The following is a 15,150-nucleotide window of genomic DNA, read 5'->3' on the forward strand; positions in this document are numbered from 1 at the left end:
TCTGCGGTCCCGACCCTTATGACAAGGCAGGCCCGGAATGATCTATCCCCTTTCCCGTCTTCTTCTCCTGATTGGGCTGATGCTGGCGGTGGCACTGCCGGCATCGGCCCAGAATGAGCGGGGCCTGTCGCCCGCCGCCCAGGCGGCGCTGGCCCGGCAGGCCCCCATTGATAATGGTCTGGCCCGCACGCCCCCCATGGGCTGGAGCAGTTGGAACAATTTCGGCGTTGAGATCGACGAGGCGCTGGTGATCGCCACCATCGACGCCATGATCGCCAACGGCATGCGCGATGCTGGCTATATCTATGTGAATATTGATGATGGCTGGCAGAAGCATAAGGGGCCGCGCAATCAGTATCCGCTGGATTATGACCCGGTGAAATTCCCGCGCGGCATCCGCTATCTGGCGGATTATGCCCATGAGCGGGGGATGAAGCTGGGGCTTTATTCCGGGCCGGGCCAGACCACCTGCGCCGGCTATACTGGCAGCGAGGGGCACGAGGCGGAGGATGCCGCCCTGTTCGCGTCCTGGGGCGTGGATCATTTGAAATATGATGGCTGCTGCTCGCACAAGGATGCCTCAGCCGACACGATGATCGGCCTTTATGGTGCCATGTCCAAGGCCCTGATCGCGACTGGCCGGCCGGTGGTTTATCACCCCTGCCATTGCGGCTGGGCGCGGATCTGGGAATGGGCTGGCGCTATCGGTGCCAACCATTGGCGCATTGGTCAGGATATCTCTGACGATTACAATTATCCCGGCCATCGCGAGGGCTATTATTTCGATGTGCTGGACATGCTGGATCGTGGCGTTGGCTTGGCCGCCCATGCCAAGCCCGGCCAGTGGAACGACTTCGACATGCTGATCGTCGGTCTGGACGGGCGCAGCAAGGAACTGGTCGGCGCCGGAGCATCGAATGTTGAATATCGCAGCCATTTCAGCCTCTGGGCCATGCTGGCCTCGCCGCTGCTGACCGGCACCGATATCCGCGAACTGGACGCCTTCACCCTGGCCACCCTGACCAACCGCGACGTCATCGCCATCAACCAGGACCGGCTGGGCATCCAGGCCGCCAAGGTGCGCGATGATGGCGATGTGGAGATTTTCGTCAAACCGCTGGCCGATGGCGGGCAGGCGGTGGCGATCCTGAACCGGGGTGGGGAAGTGGCGACGGTCTCGGCTGACCTTGCCGCCCTGCTGCCACCGGGGCAGCGCCTGACCCGCGTGCGCGACCTGTGGCGCCAGCGCGACCTGGGGACCGAGGCGGGCCGGTTGAGCCTGGAAGTGATCCCGCATGACACCGTGCTGCTGAAGATCAACATGATGGAGGCGGCACGATGAGCGTAAGCGACCTGCAAAGCCGGTCCCGCGTGGCGCCCTGGCTGCTTTACGCCCTGGCCACCATGGTCCTATGGGGGTTCTGGGGGGCCTTTACCGGCCTGTCGGCGGAGCGGGGCTTCCCGGATACGCTGGTCTATTGCGTCTGGTCGCTGACCATGATCGTGCCGGCCCTGATTGTGCTGGCCCGGTCGGGTTGGAAGCTGGATCGCGGAGTGAAGGCGCTGTCCTATGGCATGATCATCGGGCTGTTGGGGGCCGGCGGACAGATGATCCTGTTCTATGCGCTGACCATTGGCCCGGCCTATCTGATTTTCCCGATCATCTCGCTGTCACCCGTCATCACCATTGCGCTCTCTTTCACTTTATTGCGGGAACGGACCAACCGGTTGGGTGTCATCGGTATCGTTCTGGCCCTCATCGCTCTGCCCCTGTTTGATTTCGCACCCCAGGGCGAGGGTGAGGCGGGCACGGCACTCTGGTTCCTGCTGTCGCTGGTGATCATGCTGTGCTGGGGATTGCAGGCCTTCTTCATGAAGCTGGCCAATCACAGCATGCGGGCGGAAAGCATCTTCTTTTACATGATGCTGGCCGGGCTGCTGCTGGCGCCGGTGGCCTGGATGATGACGGATTTCAGCCAGCCGGTGAATTGGGGCCTGGATGGGCCGTGGCTCGCCGGCCTGATCCAGATGTTGAACGCGGTGGGCGCGCTGTGTCTCGTCTTTGCCTTCCGCCATGGCAAGGCCATCGTGGTGTCGCCCTTGACCAATGCCGGCGCGCCGCTGATGACGGCGATCCTCGCCCTGATCCTGGTCGGCACTCTGCCAGGTCCGCTGAAGCTGGTGGCTTTGGTCCTCGCTGCCCTTGCCGCCCTGTTGCTGGCGCTGACCCCTGAAGAGGGGGAAAAGCGCTGATACGACAACCGCTTGCGGTTATCGGGGCCGATCACCGCAGGCCGGTTGTCCTCCTGACGCTTGCCCTATGGCGTGCCGATGCTGGCCGCCATGCCTTCTCTGCGCCTCCGAAATGATAGTTTCACTTTCACTATCTTTCGATATTGCGCGCAAACGAAGTTTCGTTTTATATCGTTTCAGTCGGCGCGCCTTTCGCGCCTTGCCGACCGGAGGAATTCATGAAAGCGGTTATCGACCTGATCGCGCGACACAAAGCCGGAAGCCCGGTCGGGATCTATTCGGTCTGTTCGGCGCATCCGCTGGTTATTGAGGCGACCTTCATCCAGGCCCTGCGGGCTGGGGATGCTTTCGCCCTGATCGAGGCGACATCCAACCAGGTCAACCAGGATGGCGGCTATACCGGCATGCGTCCGGCCGACTTCCGGGATTTCGTTTACGCAATCGCCGACAAGGTGGGTTTCGATCGCACCCGTATCTTGCTGGGGGGCGACCATCTGGGCCCCAATGTCTGGCAGAATCTGCCGCCTGATGTTGCGATGGAGAAGGCGGATCTGCTGATCGCGCAATATGTGGCAGCCGGCTTCCGCAAGATCCATCTGGATTGCTCCATGTCCTGCGCTGGCGACCCGGTGCCCCTGTCCGATGCGACCATCGCCACCCGCGCGGCGCGGCTGGCCCTGGTGGCGGAGAAGGCCTATCAGGACGTGGGCGGGGAGGCGCCGGTCTATGTCATTGGCACCGAAGTGCCGGTGCCGGGCGGTGCGGCGGAGGATCTGGGTGAGCTGGCCGTGACGACGCCGGAAGCGGCGCGTGCCACCATTGAAACGCACCGCGCCATTTTCCAGGAGCACGGCCTGGTGACCGCCTGGGAGCGGGTGGTTGCGGCCGTGGTGCAGCCCGGCGTGGAATTCGACCATCATCAGGTGGTCGATTATGTGCCGGCCAAGGCACAGGCGCTTTCCCATGCCATCGATGCCTACGGGCATATGGTTTATGAGGCGCACTCCACCGACTATCAGACGCCGGAGGCTCTGGCAGCGCTGGTCCGCGACCATTTTGCCATCCTGAAGGTGGGGCCGGGTGTCACCTTCGCATTGCGTGAAGCGCTTTGGGCGCTGGATGCGATTGAGCGGGAATGGGTGCCGGAAGATCGGTCTGGCTTCCGTGATGCTGCCATGGCGACGATGCGGGAGAACCCGAAACATTGGGCCAAATACTATCACGCCGAAGGGCGCGGCCTGGACTATGATCTCCAATATAGTCTCAGCGACCGCATCCGCTATTACTGGCCGGAAGGGGCGGTGCGGGACGCGCAGGAAAAGCTGTTCGCCAACCTGATTGCCTCGCCGCCGCCCTTGTCGCTGGTCAGCCAATATATGCCGGCCGCCTATGCCGCCATCCGCGCCGGGCAGTGCGATCTTGATCCCGCCCACCTTGTCATTGAACAGATCATTGCCGTGCTGGCCAGCTATAGCGCCGCCTGCCGCCCCGTGAAGGAAGTCCATCATGCGTGAACTCGGGCTTGATGAAGCGGCCCTGAAGACGGCCGGCGCCTATTGGACGGCGCGGGAAATTGCCCAGCAGCCGGACAGCCTGATGCGTGTCCAGGCCGTGCTGATGGCGCAGGTGGCGGCGCTGGAGGCTTTCCTGGCGCCCGTCGTGACCCGGCGGGAAGGGCGGATCATCCTGGCTGGTGCCGGCACTTCCGCCTTTATCGGGGAATGTCTCGCCCCATATCTGTCCGCCCGTCTGGCAGCACGGGTGGAGGCGATTGCCACGACCGATATTGTTTCTGCGCCCACCTATTATCTTCAGCCCGACATACCCACCCTCATGGTGTCGTTTGGTCGTTCGGGGAACAGCCCGGAAAGTGTGGCAGCGGTTGATATTGCCGACAATCTGGTCAGCGATATCCGCCATCTGGTCATCACCTGCAATGGGGAGGGGGAATTGGCGCGGCGCTGCACCGCCGACAATGCGCGCTTCCATGCCATCTTGCTGCCGCCGGAAACGCATGACCGCAGTTTCGCCATGACTTCCAGCTTCACCGGCATGATGTATGCCGCCCTGGCCGCCTTCACCGGCCCGGCCAGCATGGCGGGGCGGGCAGGGGCGATTGCCGCCGCGACGCGGGCGGTGATCGAGAGTGGCAATGATCTTGCCCGTGACCTCGCCGGCGCCGGATTTCAGCGGCTGGTCTATCTCGGCTCCCACGGGTTCCAGGGGCTGGCGCGGGAAGCGGCACTGAAGCTGCTGGAACTCACCGATGGTGCCATTCCCGCCTGTTTCGACAGCCCGATGGGCTTCCGGCATGGGCCGAAAACCATTGTCACCGACCGTACGCTGATCGCCATCTTCCTCTCGAACGATCCCTATACAAGGCGCTACGATCTGGACCTGCTGGAGGAATTGGCGCGGGATAACAAGATGGGGGCCTTGCTGGCCATTTCGGCGCAGCCGCTGGACGTACCGGCCGGTGTGCGCAGCCTGATCGTGCCGGGGATGGCGCAGGCCGCCGATATCGACCTGATGATCCCCTTCATCGCCGGGCCGCAGATGCTGGCCTTCCACCAGTCGCTGGCCCTTGGCCGCACGCCTGACAACCCGAACCCGTCGGGCACCGTCAACCGGGTGGTGCAGGGCGTTCGCATCCATCAGGCGCCATGATGGAGACGGGGCGCTATTTCCTGGGTGTTGATGGCGGTGGCACCAAAACCGCTTTCGTCCTGGTCGATCAGGCAGGGGCGGTGGCCGCCAGCCATGAGGAGAGCAACGCCTATCACCTGCAGATCGGGCTGGACGGGCTGCGCGATGTGCTGGCAGCCGGGGTCCGGGCGCTGCTGGCCAAGGTGGGCATCGGTGCCGGTGCCATCCGTCATGCCTTTTTCGGCCTGCCGGCCTATGGCGAGGATAGCCGCATCCAACCGCTGATTGATGCGCTACCGGAACAGATATTGGGGCATCGCCGATATCATTGCGGTAACGATATGGTCTGCGGCTGGGCGGGTTCTCTGGGCGGCGAGGATGGGATCAACATCGTCGCCGGCACCGGCTCCATCGGCTATGGCGAGCGAGAGGGGCGGGCGGCGCGGGCCGGTGGCTGGGGGGAGTTGTTCAGCGATGAAGGCTCCGCCCATTGGATTGCCGTGCAGGGGCTGAACCTGTTCAGCCGGATGAGCGACGGGCGCCGGCCCAAGGGGCCCTTGCACGCGATGATGATGGATCTGTTCGCCCTGTCGAGTGAACTGGATCTGTCCGGCCGGATCATGGCGGGTGATGCTGCCAGCCGCGACCATGTCGCGTCGCTCTCCCGTCTGGTGTCACGGGCGGCGGAACAGGGGGATGATCAGGCCGCTGCCATCCTGGTTGCCGCCGCCCAGGAACTGGTCGCCATTGTCGAGGCGGTGCGGGTTTCATTGGGGTATAGGGCCGGGCAGCCGGTGCCGGTCTCCTATTCCGGCGGCGTGTTCCGTGCCGGTGACGGCATCCTGGTGCCGTTCCGCGCGGCGCTGGCGCAGACAGGCGTGGATTATGTCCTGTCCCCCCCGCGCTTTACGCCGATGCTGGGGGCGGCAATCCAGGCGGCGCGATTGGCGGGCTATCCGCTCCGACCGTGCGCCGTGCCATGATCCATAGGCGTGCAACAGCTTTACGGGCGTAAGTGATCGAAATAACTGACGGCTTGGTCCGCCGTCAGTTCCTGTTTCAAATCCCAATGTTCCTGGATCAAGCCGTCCTGCCAGCGGAAAATATCCATCACAGCGGCCCGGATATCGGGTCCCACACGCACATCCAGCATCACGATGGAAATGTCACCCTGACCAATGGTGCTGACGGGGATTGCGGTGAACTGCGGGCGGGTGAACATGGGTTCCAGCACGGCGATGGCGGCTTCCCGCCCCTGTGCCATGCCATTGCTATGCTGGATGTAATCAACCGCCACATAGCGCTCGAAGGCCGCGCGCACCTGCTTCTGCCGGTAAAACAGGGTGCAGAAATCCTCCAGCCCCGATGGGCCGGCGGCCTGCGCCCCGCCGGCCGCCGCCAGGGGCAGAAGGCCGGCCAGGGAGAGGAACTGTTTACGGTCCAGCATGGCCTCAGATCCGGCCCTGCTTCAGCATGGTCACCGCCGTATCACAGGCCCTGGCCGTCATGGCCATATAGGTCAGCGACGGGTTCTGGCAGGCCGATGACGCCATGGCCGCGCCATCGGTGACGAACACATTGGGCACGTCATGTAACTGGTTCCAGCGGTTGGTGACCGACGTGCGCGGGTCATACCCCATCATCGCCCCGCCCATTTCATGGATGGCGCTGCCGCCGATGCCGGGCTGGTTCAAGGACAGGATGACCTTGCCACCGGCGGCCGTCAGCATGGCGCTGGCCTCCTTCCCGGCATCGGTCAGGGCCTTGCGCTCATTCTCCCCATGGGTGAAATCGATCTGCAGCAGCGGGGCGCCGAATGGATCGACCTTCACCGGGTCCAGGCGCAGGCGGTTGGTTTCGCGTGGCAGGCTTTCGGCGAAACTGACCAAGACCATGCGCCAGGGGCCGACATGGCGCAGATTGTCTTTAAAGGCTTCGCCGATGCCGGCTTCGCGCTTGCCGCGCGTCCAGGTGCTGCGCAGCGCACCGCCCTGGAAAGAATAGCCGCGCACGAAATCCGCTTCCGGCTGGTCGCCCAGATTGCGGAAACGCGGGATGATCACGCCCGTAGGTCGGTTGCCATAGGTGGTCCGATCCTGGAATGTATCGAACAGGGCGATGGCCCCCACGGTGCTGGCATGGTCCATGATGTGGGTGCCCAGCCGGCCGCTGCTGTTGCCCAACCCGTTGGGGAAGGCCTCGGAGCGGGAGCGCAGCAGCACATGGTTGCTGTTGAAGGCCCCGGCATTCATGAAAATGATGCGGGCGGTATAGCGGCGGCGTTCACCGGTTTTCACATTCAACACCGACACGCCGCGCGCCCGCTTGGCCTTGGCGTCGTAATCGACGGTTTCCACCACCGTATCGGTGATCAGGGTCAGGTTGCCGGTGGCCTGGGCGGCGGGCAGGGTGGAGCTTTGCGTGCTGAAATAGGCACCATAGGAACAGCCGCGCGGGCAGAGCATCCGGTTCTGACAGGCGCTGCGGCCTTCTTTGTCCTGGGTCAGGTTGGCGGTGCGGCCGATGGTCAGCCGCCGGTCCGGCCATTGCGCCTCAATCACCCCTTTGGCGTGCTTTTCCAGCACATTCAAGGCCATGGGCGGCTGATAGATACCATCGGGCAGGGAGGACAGACCTTCATTCTGCCCCGACACGCCGATGAATTTTTCCACATGATCGTACCAGGGCTTCAGGTCGGCATAGCGGATGGGCCAGTCAACGCCGTGGCCGTCCTTCTTGTTGGCGCCGAAATCATGGTCGCTCATCCGATAGGATTGGCGGCCCCAGGTCAGCGACCTGCCGCCCAACTGATAGCTGCGCCACCAGTTGAACTGGGTGCCATCAGCCACAGAATAGGGGTTCTCGCGGTCATTGACGAAATGGTTCTGGGTATATTCGGTAAAATGCCGGTTCTTGGATTGAACCGCGAAGTCCTTTTCAAAAAGCTGCGGGTCGCCTTCACCCCGGAACGGCATCTCCCACGGCGCCTTCATTTCGGTGACGTAATCCGTGCCATGCTCAATGTGCCGGCCGCGTTCGACCATCAGAACCTTCAGGCCCTTTTCGGTCAGTTCCTTTGCCGCCCAGCCGCCGGTGATGCCGGAGCCGACGACGATCGCGTCGAAATCTGTGTTCATCCGAAATCCACCGCTGTCCAATCGTTCGACCAAGCCCGGTCATTGGGGCCGACGGGTACGTCCGGGTCGAAGCGACCCGGCACCAGTTCAAAGAACAGTTCCTGGCTGCCCCCGATTTCCGACGTGTAATAGCCGGTGACGATCAGGCCTTTCAGGGTGCGCCAGGGCGATTTCTCACCCCCCTTGGCATAGGCGGCCGCATCCAGATCGGCTAGGGCCTTGGCCTGGGCCGCCGGTTTGGCGGAAGAGAATACGCCCCCCACCCGGCGGTCTAGCTCAAACTCCAGCCAGACCAGCCAGTTGGCCTCCGGCGGGGGCCGGCCGCCAGGGAACTGGTCATGCGAGGGGGGGCGGCCTGTGCCGGACAGGCCATGGTCAAGCGCCATAACGACAAAGGCAGGCACCCCGGCTTTCACTGCGCCGGGTGTCTGCGTATCGGGAATGGTCAGGTCGCACACCCGGTCCAGCATTTGCTGCGTCCGTGGGAATATACGCGGCGGGGTCGCTTGGGCGACCTGCGCCCAGACCTGGGCCGGTGTCAGCGCCGCGCCGGCCAGCGCCAGCCCGGCGCGCAGCAGATGGCGGCGACTGGCAGTAGGGGGACTATCGATGTTTGGCATCTGCACTATCCCTTGTGATCTGACGGTGTCAGAAAAGGCCCAACTTGCCGCCGCCGGCGACAAAGTCACGGTAGGCGTCCCTGCGGGCCGGCTCCAGCGGGTCCAGTGGCCCCGTCTTATCGCCCAGGCCCATGATCTTGCCGCTGGACAGGCGCGGCCATACCGGCAGCGACGAGCCCTTGGCATTGGGATCGCCATCGCGCACGAAATTCACCCAATAGCCCATCATGCTGGCGGCAATCGCCCGGTCGGCCGCCGGAATGGCGCGGCCGGATTTATCCAGCGTGCCGAACATATAAGCCAGTTCCACGCTGTGGAAGCTGCCGAACCGTTCTGCCGGCGTGCCGGTCTGGGTGTGGTTGAACAGATAGGCGTGAACAGGGGCCGCATCTGCTGGCCGTGCCTGCGCCCAGGCCAGCATGGAGGCTATGGCCTGCTCGCGCAGCAGCCGCTTTACGGCAACCGACGCCGTCGCATCGTCCGACGCCGTGTAGAAGGGGCGGAATTGGATAGCCTTGTCGCCAAAACGGCGAACCAGCAGATCGTCCAACTGCGCCACGCTGGCCAATGACCAGTCGCGCCCGGTGCTGCTTTCATCGGCGGTCAGTCCGGTCAGCACGGGCACATCCAGCCGCTGTTTTGCCGGGTCCGGCAGGATGGAAGGTTCCGTGATCGGGGCGAAGCGCAGGCCGGGTGGTCCCAGTGACGGGTCTTTGCCGGCTTTGGCCACAGCATCCGCCGGCAGGTCGCGCAGGGCCTCAATGCTCTCAACACCAGCAGCATTCAGCAGTTTTTCGCCCATGGCCTCCGCCGCGGCATGGGGCAGGATGGGGATGCCCATGCCGGAACCGCTCTGCGCGATCGCCTGCCCGAACAGGCCGGCGGCCGACGGGGAGGCCAGCAGGGCATGGACAGAGGCAGCCCCCGCGGACTGGCCGGCCACGGTCACCCGTGTCGGGTCGCCCCCGAACCGGGCGATATTCTCTTTCACCCAGCGCAGCGCGGCGATCTGGTCCATCAGCCCGTAATTACCGGATGAACCTGCTTCCTGCGACAGGGCAGGGTGGGCCATGAAGCCGAAGACACCGAGGCGATAATTCAACGAGACAACGATAATGCCCTGGTGGGCCAAGGCCGTGCCATCATAAAGCGGCACAGCGCCGGAGCCACCGACAAAGGCCCCGCCATGAATCCAGACCAGGACCGGCAAACTTCCGGCCGTCGCAGCCCCCGCCGGCCGCCAGACATTTACAAACAGGCAGTTCTCGCTCGCCGTGCCGGTGGGGAAATATTCAGCCGTCCAGGGAGAACCACCGGGGGGATTGTGTGGCGGTTCCTGCAGACAATCAGCGCCGAAATCCGTAGCCTGCCGCACGGCTGTCCAGGCGGGCACCGGCTGGGGGGGCCGCCAGCGGTTGGCCCCGCCCGTATCGCCAGCATAAGGAATGCCCAGGAAGGCATCTACCCCACCGGCGGATTTACCGGCGACCGGGCCGGCATTCGTGTCGACCAGCGGTGCCGCCGCCTGCACCGTAGCCACACCGGCCAGCAGTGACAACAGGCAGGCAGCCCTTGTCAGTAAACGGAATTGTCGGCCCATCCCAGCGCTCCCCATTCTGAAACCATGTCCTTGATGACAGTCGGCGCCGGCAAAGCAGGTGCCGACTGTCATAAGGGCTTTGCATCAGAAGCGGTAGGTGCCCTGGATGCCGAAAGTGCGCGGCGCGACATAGATGGTGTTATAGATCAGCGAACCACCGGCGGCGTTGAAATTGGCAAAGGCCAGCGGTTGCTTGTCTTCCAGGTTGCGCACATAGGCCTGGACGGAATAATCACCATCGGCGGAATTATATTCCAGCGACAGATCGGTCATAATGTAACCCTTCTGCCGCATCCCGGCCCAATTCACCACCGACAGGTAATGGGCGGATTTGTAGCGGCTGAAGGCGCCGGCCACGATGTTGGAGCCATCGCCGATTTCAAATGTGTGGTTGTAACCAACCGACATCGTCCATTTCGGGGCCTGCGGCGGGCGATTGCCGGCCAGATCGAATGGCTGGATGCCGGGTGTTGCCGGGTCGCTGTCATTGATGGCATTGCCATCGACGCCCATCAGCGAGGCGGTGAATTCCTGCACCTTGGCATCCAGATAATTGATGGTGAAGGACAGCTCATCCACCGGGCTCAACAGCAACCTTGTGTCGGTTTCAATACCCCAGACGCGCGACTTGCCGGCATTCAGGGTGCGTGCGCCGACATTATTATCGACGAAGACCTGGATCTGCTGATCCTTGTAATCATAATAGAAGGCAGAGGCGTTGAACTGCACGCGACCGTTATTGAAGCGGTTCTTGGTGCCGACCTCATAGGCGGTCAGCTTCTCCGGATCATAGTCACCGACACTGTCAAAACCACCGCTCTTATAGCCGGTGCTGGCCTTGGCATAGACCAAGCTGTCAGGCAGCGGCTTCCAGTCGATGCCGATATTGCCGGTCACCTGATCGGAGGAGGAGCTTGGTGTCAGGATGGTGGCACCGGGTGAGCCGAAGGCAGGCGGGGTCGGGCCCTCGCCACGGCCGAAACGTGCACCGTAATTGTAGAAGGTTGCGCTCTTGGCATCGTCCGTATAACGCAGGCCACCCGTGACTGACAGTTCCGGCCCCATCAGCGGCACCGTCACCTGACCGAAGGCAGCCTTGGAGGTGGAGAGCACGTCCGGACGGTAGAAATAATTCAGATAGGCCTTGGGCAGTTCCAGATAAAGCCCGCGGGAAAGGTCCACCTTCTCCCGGAAATAGAAACCGCCGACCTGATAGAACAAGCCACTGTCCAGCGTCTTGGACAGGCGGATTTCGTGGCTCTGTGTTTCGGAATTCAGCTTGTTGTTGCGGTAGGTGAAGGTGGCCGGCAGATAGCCGTTCAGCGGCAGGGCGCTGTCCGTCTTATTATCGCGGTAGCCACCCAGATAGGCCAGGGTGCCGAGATCGAAATCCACTTCGATCCGGCCGCGCAAGGCGAACTGCTCGCTATTGAAATTGCCCAGATCACCCAGCGGGAAATTGCGCGTATTGATCCCGCTGAAGGTCAGGTTGGAGGGGATGCCGTTATTTTCCAGCGCCGGGGTGGAGGGGATGGCATCCACAATGCCAGACGCATAGGCGGGGTTGGTCAGCACGCCATTCTGGGCGACCAGGACACCGTATTGCGAGGGCGGCAACTGGTCGACATTGACATATTCACCCGCAATATAGGTGCGGATATTTTCCGTCGGCTCCCAGGCGAGCGACAGGCGTGCGGCATCGACATTCTGGTCTTCGCCCCGGCCGACCGCACCATGCTTGCGATAGCCGTCATGGGACGTGTGCATCCCGGCCAGACGCACGGCCACCGTGTCGCCCAGGGGAACGTTGACTGCCCCTTCGGCCTTCTTGGCGTTAAAATTGCCATAGCCCACGGTGGCAAAACCGGTGGTCCGGCCCAGTACCGGCTTGGCAGCAATGATGTTGATGGCGCCTGCCGTGGCATTGCGGCCATAAAGCGTGCCCTGCGGTCCGCGCAGCACCTCAATCCGTTCCAGATCGAAGAAGCTGGCATTCAGCGCTACCGGACGGTTGATATATTCGCCATCAATACCGATGGTCAGGGCCGGGTCGGACGCCTCGGAAACATCCTGGCTGGATACGCCGCGCACGCTGATCTTGGTGAAGATCGTGTCGCTGGTGATGTTCAGGTCCGGCGCCAGTCGGGTCAGCCCGTTCACGTCTGTCACGCCGGATTTGAGCAGATCATCGGCGCTGAAGGCGCGCAGCGCAATCGGCGTGTCCTGCAGGTTCGTGGCGCGCTTGGTTGCGGTCACGACAATTTCTTCCAGCGTGAAATCCCCCTCGGCCGCCTGGGCAGAGGTCGCAAAAAGGGCAGCCGCGCCTGCGGCCAGCAGGAGCTTCGAACGGGTACGCATTGATGTCCTCCCTTGAGAGCCCGCTTGGTTAGGGCCTGGGCTCTTTTTCTAAAACTAGAACCCTAATTCTGAAATCATTTAAACCCCGGATCGTTCGGGCGTCAAGCCGTTCTCTCACGCTGTGGTTACGATGGTAATTTGGACTGGCCTGAGAAGACAGGGGCTCCTAGAATGAAGCCAATAGAATCAGGGTTTTAATTTTTTAAGGGCGTGAAGGTGTCGATCATGGATGAGGTGTCGGAGAGCGAGCCGCTGTTGAATCCCGCCGGGCGTGAACCCAAACAGGGGCGCAGCCGCGCCTCTTTTGAGCGGATGCTGGCCGCCGCCACCGATCTGTTGATGGAACATGGCAATGATGATTTCGCCCTGACCGACGTGGCGAAGCGGGGAAAGGTCTCCATCGGCTCCATCTATTGCCGATTCGACAGCAAGGACGATCTGATCCAGGTGGTGCAGCATCGGTTCATTGACCGGATGATCATCGAACAGTCGGAAATGGTGGAGCGGATGACGGCAAAGGCCGGCGACCTGGACAGCCTGGTCCGCGCCTTTGTGGATGAGTTGGCGGAGTTCCTGAAGCGCAATGCCCCGGTAATGCGGCCGATGATGCAGCGCGCCGCCAACGACCCGGTGGTCAGTGCGCTGGGGCAGCGCGGCTATCAGGATCTGGCCGACAAGGTGCAAATAGCCCTGCTGGCGCGGCGGGAGGAGATTGGCCACACGCTGCCGGAACTGGCCATCGATACCATCCTGCGCGTGGCCTATTCCACCTTCGCCCGCCATCTGGGTTTCGGTATGACCGGCGGCAATTACAACAAGGCCGACTGGAAGAACCTGAAAACGGAGGTGGGGGTGATGTGTTCGACATATCTGCGCAACGCCCATCGATGAGACGTTGACGGCGCGCCTTTCCGTTTATAAATAGAATTATCATTCTTATTCGGTCGATGCGGGCCGAATCTCCAAACGGAAAGGTCTGCCACCATGGCATCCGGTGCTGCCCCCGCCAGCGGGCGGGCCGCCAGCTTGCACGCCGTCGACCATGCCGCCGCCATGACGCCGCAACGGCGCAAACAGGCGCTGGTGGTGGTTGCCGGCGCCTTCATGATGGATCTGATCGACCTGACCATCGTCAATGTCGCCTTGCCCTCCATCCAGCGCGATCTGGGGGCGGATACGGCGGCGATGCAATGGATGGTGGCGGGTTACGCGGTTGCCTTTGCCGTGCTGCTGATCACCGGCGGCCGGCTGGGAGATACCAAGGGCTATCGCCGGCTGTTCATGCTGGGCATGGCTGGGTTCACTGCCACCTCGCTTCTCTGTGGGCTGGCGACCAGCCCTGAAATGCTGGTGCTGGCGCGGCTTGCCCAGGGGGCGACGGCGGCCATGATGCTGCCGCAGGTGATGTCACTGATCCAGGTGATGTATCCGCCGGCCGAACGTATCGGTGCGCTGGCCGTGTTTGGCGTGTTGGGCGGGATTGCGGCCGTGCTGGGGCCAGTGATCGGCGGTTTTCTGATTGAAGCCAACCTGTTCGGCCTGGGCTGGCGACCGATTTTCCTGATCAACGGGCCACTGGGTGTGGTGGGGCTGATCGCCGCCTGGCGCCTGCTGCCGCCGGGTCGGTCGGCCTATGGCGGTGCGGTCGATATGGTAGGCACCGGTCTGATCGCCGCCACCCTGCTGGCCCTGCTGCTGCCGCTGCTGCAGGGGCGGGAGGCGGGCTGGCCGCTCTGGTGTCTGGCACTGCTGGTGGCAGCGCCGCTGCTGGCCTGGGCCTTTATCGCCCATATCCGCCGGCAGGCCCCGCATGGAAAGGCGCTGGTGGACCCGGTGCTGTTCGCCAACCGCGGGTTCAGCGTCGGGCTGTGTTTGTCGCTCTGTTTTCAGGCGACGACGGCGGGGCTGCTGTTCATCCTGACGCTGACGCTGCAATATGGGCTGGGCTGCACGCCGCTGGAAACCGCCCTGGTTCATGTGCCTTATGCGTTGGGGGCCTCGGTGGCCATTGGCTTTGTCGCAAGGCGGGCGCTGCCGCGCATTGGCTTGCGGCTGATCCTGATTGGTGTGGCGCTGATGCTGGCCGGGTTGGGCCTGCTGGCAGCCCTGGTGGCCGGCGATGGTGGGCTTGTGCCGCTGGGGGCGGCCCTGCTGCTGACTGGTACGGGCATGGGTATGGTGGGCGGGCCGCTGGGGCCGGTCACCTTGTCGGATGTGGATGTCGCCCATGCCGGTTCGGCGTCGGGCAGCATGAAGGCGGTGCAGCAGTTGGGGGCCGCCGGTGGGGCGGCGTTGATCGGCGGCGTGTTCTTCATGCTGGCGGGCGATCTGGCGAATGGCGCGGCGAGGGTCGCCTTTCTGCTGACCATGCCGTTGCTTGCCGGGTTGCTGCTGCTGGTGGCGTTCCTGGTGACGCGCCTGCCGCGCGATCTGCGGATTTTTCGGAAGTGAGGGGGGGCGGTCGGTTTGGCCTCCGTTTCCGTCACCCCGGCGAAGGCCGGGGTCCAGTTCGTAAAGCGATGCGCTGTGGCCTCTG

12 protein-coding genes are annotated in these 15,150 nt (G+C 63.2%); 7 read left to right on the forward strand and 5 right to left on the reverse strand.

Features of this window, described 5'->3' with window-relative positions; all coding sequences use genetic code 11:
• Window positions 1-37: 37 nt before the first annotated feature.
• The 5 genes from G473_RS0108655 to G473_RS0108675 all read left to right on the forward strand — a co-directional run bounded on the left by G473_RS0108655 (window position 38) and on the right by G473_RS0108675 (window position 5,882).
• Window positions 38-1,342: a glycoside hydrolase family 27 protein gene (locus G473_RS0108655; RefSeq protein WP_029012774.1), complete on the forward strand. Its 1,305-nt coding sequence runs from the start codon at window positions 38-40 to the stop codon at window positions 1,340-1,342.
• Window positions 1,339-2,253, forward strand: a complete 915-nt coding sequence (locus G473_RS0108660; RefSeq protein WP_051330046.1) for an EamA family transporter — start codon at window positions 1,339-1,341, stop codon at window positions 2,251-2,253. The genes G473_RS0108655 and G473_RS0108660 overlap by 4 nt, the downstream gene beginning before the upstream one ends.
• A 218-nt stretch (window positions 2,254-2,471) precedes the next feature.
• Window positions 2,472-3,767 (forward strand): D-tagatose-bisphosphate aldolase, class II, non-catalytic subunit, encoded by a 1,296-nt coding sequence (locus G473_RS0108665; protein WP_029012776.1) that lies wholly within the window; start codon window positions 2,472-2,474, stop codon window positions 3,765-3,767.
• Window positions 3,760-4,920, forward strand: coding sequence for an SIS domain-containing protein (locus tag G473_RS0108670; RefSeq protein WP_035706092.1), 1,161 nt, complete (start codon window positions 3,760-3,762; stop codon window positions 4,918-4,920). Before G473_RS0108665 ends, G473_RS0108670 begins: the two co-directional genes overlap by 8 nt.
• Entirely contained in the window at window positions 4,917-5,882 is a 966-nt protein-coding gene (locus tag G473_RS0108675) for an N-acetylglucosamine kinase (RefSeq protein ID WP_210163258.1), read from the forward strand. Before G473_RS0108670 ends, G473_RS0108675 begins: the two co-directional genes overlap by 4 nt.
• A 20-nt stretch (window positions 5,883-5,902) precedes the next feature.
• Here G473_RS0108675 and G473_RS25900 read toward each other — a convergent pair whose 3' ends face one another.
• The 5 genes from G473_RS25900 to G473_RS0108700 form a co-directional block, all read right to left on the reverse strand.
• Window positions 5,903-6,346 (reverse strand): nuclear transport factor 2 family protein, encoded by a 444-nt coding sequence (locus G473_RS25900; RefSeq protein WP_035706095.1) that lies wholly within the window; start codon window positions 6,344-6,346, stop codon window positions 5,903-5,905.
• Between the two features lie 4 nt (window positions 6,347-6,350).
• Window positions 6,351-8,036 carry a GMC oxidoreductase gene (locus G473_RS0108685; RefSeq protein WP_029012779.1) on the reverse strand — a complete coding sequence of 562 codons (1,686 nt, stop codon included), beginning with the start codon at window positions 8,034-8,036 and terminating at the stop codon, window positions 6,351-6,353.
• A complete protein-coding gene (locus G473_RS25905; RefSeq protein ID WP_029012780.1) occupies window positions 8,033-8,656 on the reverse strand; it encodes a gluconate 2-dehydrogenase subunit 3 family protein in 624 nt (207 codons plus the stop codon). Before G473_RS25905 ends, G473_RS0108685 begins: the two co-directional genes overlap by 4 nt.
• Before the next feature lie 28 nt (window positions 8,657-8,684).
• Complete coding sequence (locus G473_RS0108695; RefSeq protein WP_035706098.1) at window positions 8,685-10,256, reverse strand: carboxylesterase/lipase family protein; 1,572 nt, start codon at window positions 10,254-10,256, stop codon at window positions 8,685-8,687.
• Between the two features lie 84 nt (window positions 10,257-10,340).
• Entirely contained in the window at window positions 10,341-12,614 is a 2,274-nt protein-coding gene (locus G473_RS0108700; protein ID WP_029012782.1) for a TonB-dependent receptor, read from the reverse strand.
• A gap of 225 nt (window positions 12,615-12,839) precedes the next feature.
• On the opposite strand from G473_RS0108700, the gene G473_RS25910 reads away from it, so the two are divergent.
• Together G473_RS25910 and G473_RS0108710 are read left to right on the forward strand one after the other, a co-directional pair.
• Entirely contained in the window at window positions 12,840-13,505 is a 666-nt protein-coding gene (locus G473_RS25910; protein ID WP_154667320.1) for a TetR/AcrR family transcriptional regulator, read from the forward strand.
• Window positions 13,506-13,598: 93 nt separating this feature from the next.
• A complete protein-coding gene (locus G473_RS0108710) occupies window positions 13,599-15,065 on the forward strand; it encodes an MFS transporter (RefSeq protein WP_035706101.1) in 1,467 nt (488 codons plus the stop codon).
• Window positions 15,066-15,150 lie beyond the last annotated feature (85 nt).

This window comes from Niveispirillum irakense DSM 11586 (assembly GCF_000429645.1).
Taxonomy (GTDB): domain Bacteria; phylum Pseudomonadota; class Alphaproteobacteria; order Azospirillales; family Azospirillaceae; genus Niveispirillum; species Niveispirillum irakense.

Excerpts from the sequence above, each read along its gene's own strand:
- G473_RS0108710 (WP_035706101.1), top strand. The coding sequence starts at position 13,599 with ATGGCATCCGGTGCTGCCCCCGCCAGCGGGCGGGCCGCCAGCTTGCAC.
- G473_RS0108660 (WP_051330046.1), top strand. The coding sequence starts at position 1,339 with ATGAGCGTAAGCGACCTGCAAAGCCGGTCCCGCGTGGCGCCCTGGCTG.
- G473_RS25900 (WP_035706095.1), bottom strand. The coding sequence starts at position 6,346 with ATGCTGGACCGTAAACAGTTCCTCTCCCTGGCCGGCCTTCTGCCCCTG.
- G473_RS0108700 (WP_029012782.1), bottom strand. The coding sequence starts at position 12,614 with ATGCGTACCCGTTCGAAGCTCCTGCTGGCCGCAGGCGCGGCTGCCCTT.
- G473_RS0108655 (WP_029012774.1), top strand. The coding sequence starts at position 38 with ATGATCTATCCCCTTTCCCGTCTTCTTCTCCTGATTGGGCTGATGCTG.
- G473_RS0108670 (WP_035706092.1), top strand. The coding sequence starts at position 3,760 with ATGCGTGAACTCGGGCTTGATGAAGCGGCCCTGAAGACGGCCGGCGCC.
- G473_RS0108685 (WP_029012779.1), bottom strand. The coding sequence starts at position 8,036 with ATGAACACAGATTTCGACGCGATCGTCGTCGGCTCCGGCATCACCGGC.
- G473_RS0108665 (WP_029012776.1), top strand. The coding sequence starts at position 2,472 with ATGAAAGCGGTTATCGACCTGATCGCGCGACACAAAGCCGGAAGCCCG.
- G473_RS25910 (WP_154667320.1), top strand. The coding sequence starts at position 12,840 with ATGGATGAGGTGTCGGAGAGCGAGCCGCTGTTGAATCCCGCCGGGCGT.
- G473_RS0108675 (WP_210163258.1), top strand. The coding sequence starts at position 4,917 with ATGATGGAGACGGGGCGCTATTTCCTGGGTGTTGATGGCGGTGGCACC.
- G473_RS25905 (WP_029012780.1), bottom strand. The coding sequence starts at position 8,656 with ATGCCAAACATCGATAGTCCCCCTACTGCCAGTCGCCGCCATCTGCTG.
- G473_RS0108695 (WP_035706098.1), bottom strand. The coding sequence starts at position 10,256 with ATGGGCCGACAATTCCGTTTACTGACAAGGGCTGCCTGCCTGTTGTCA.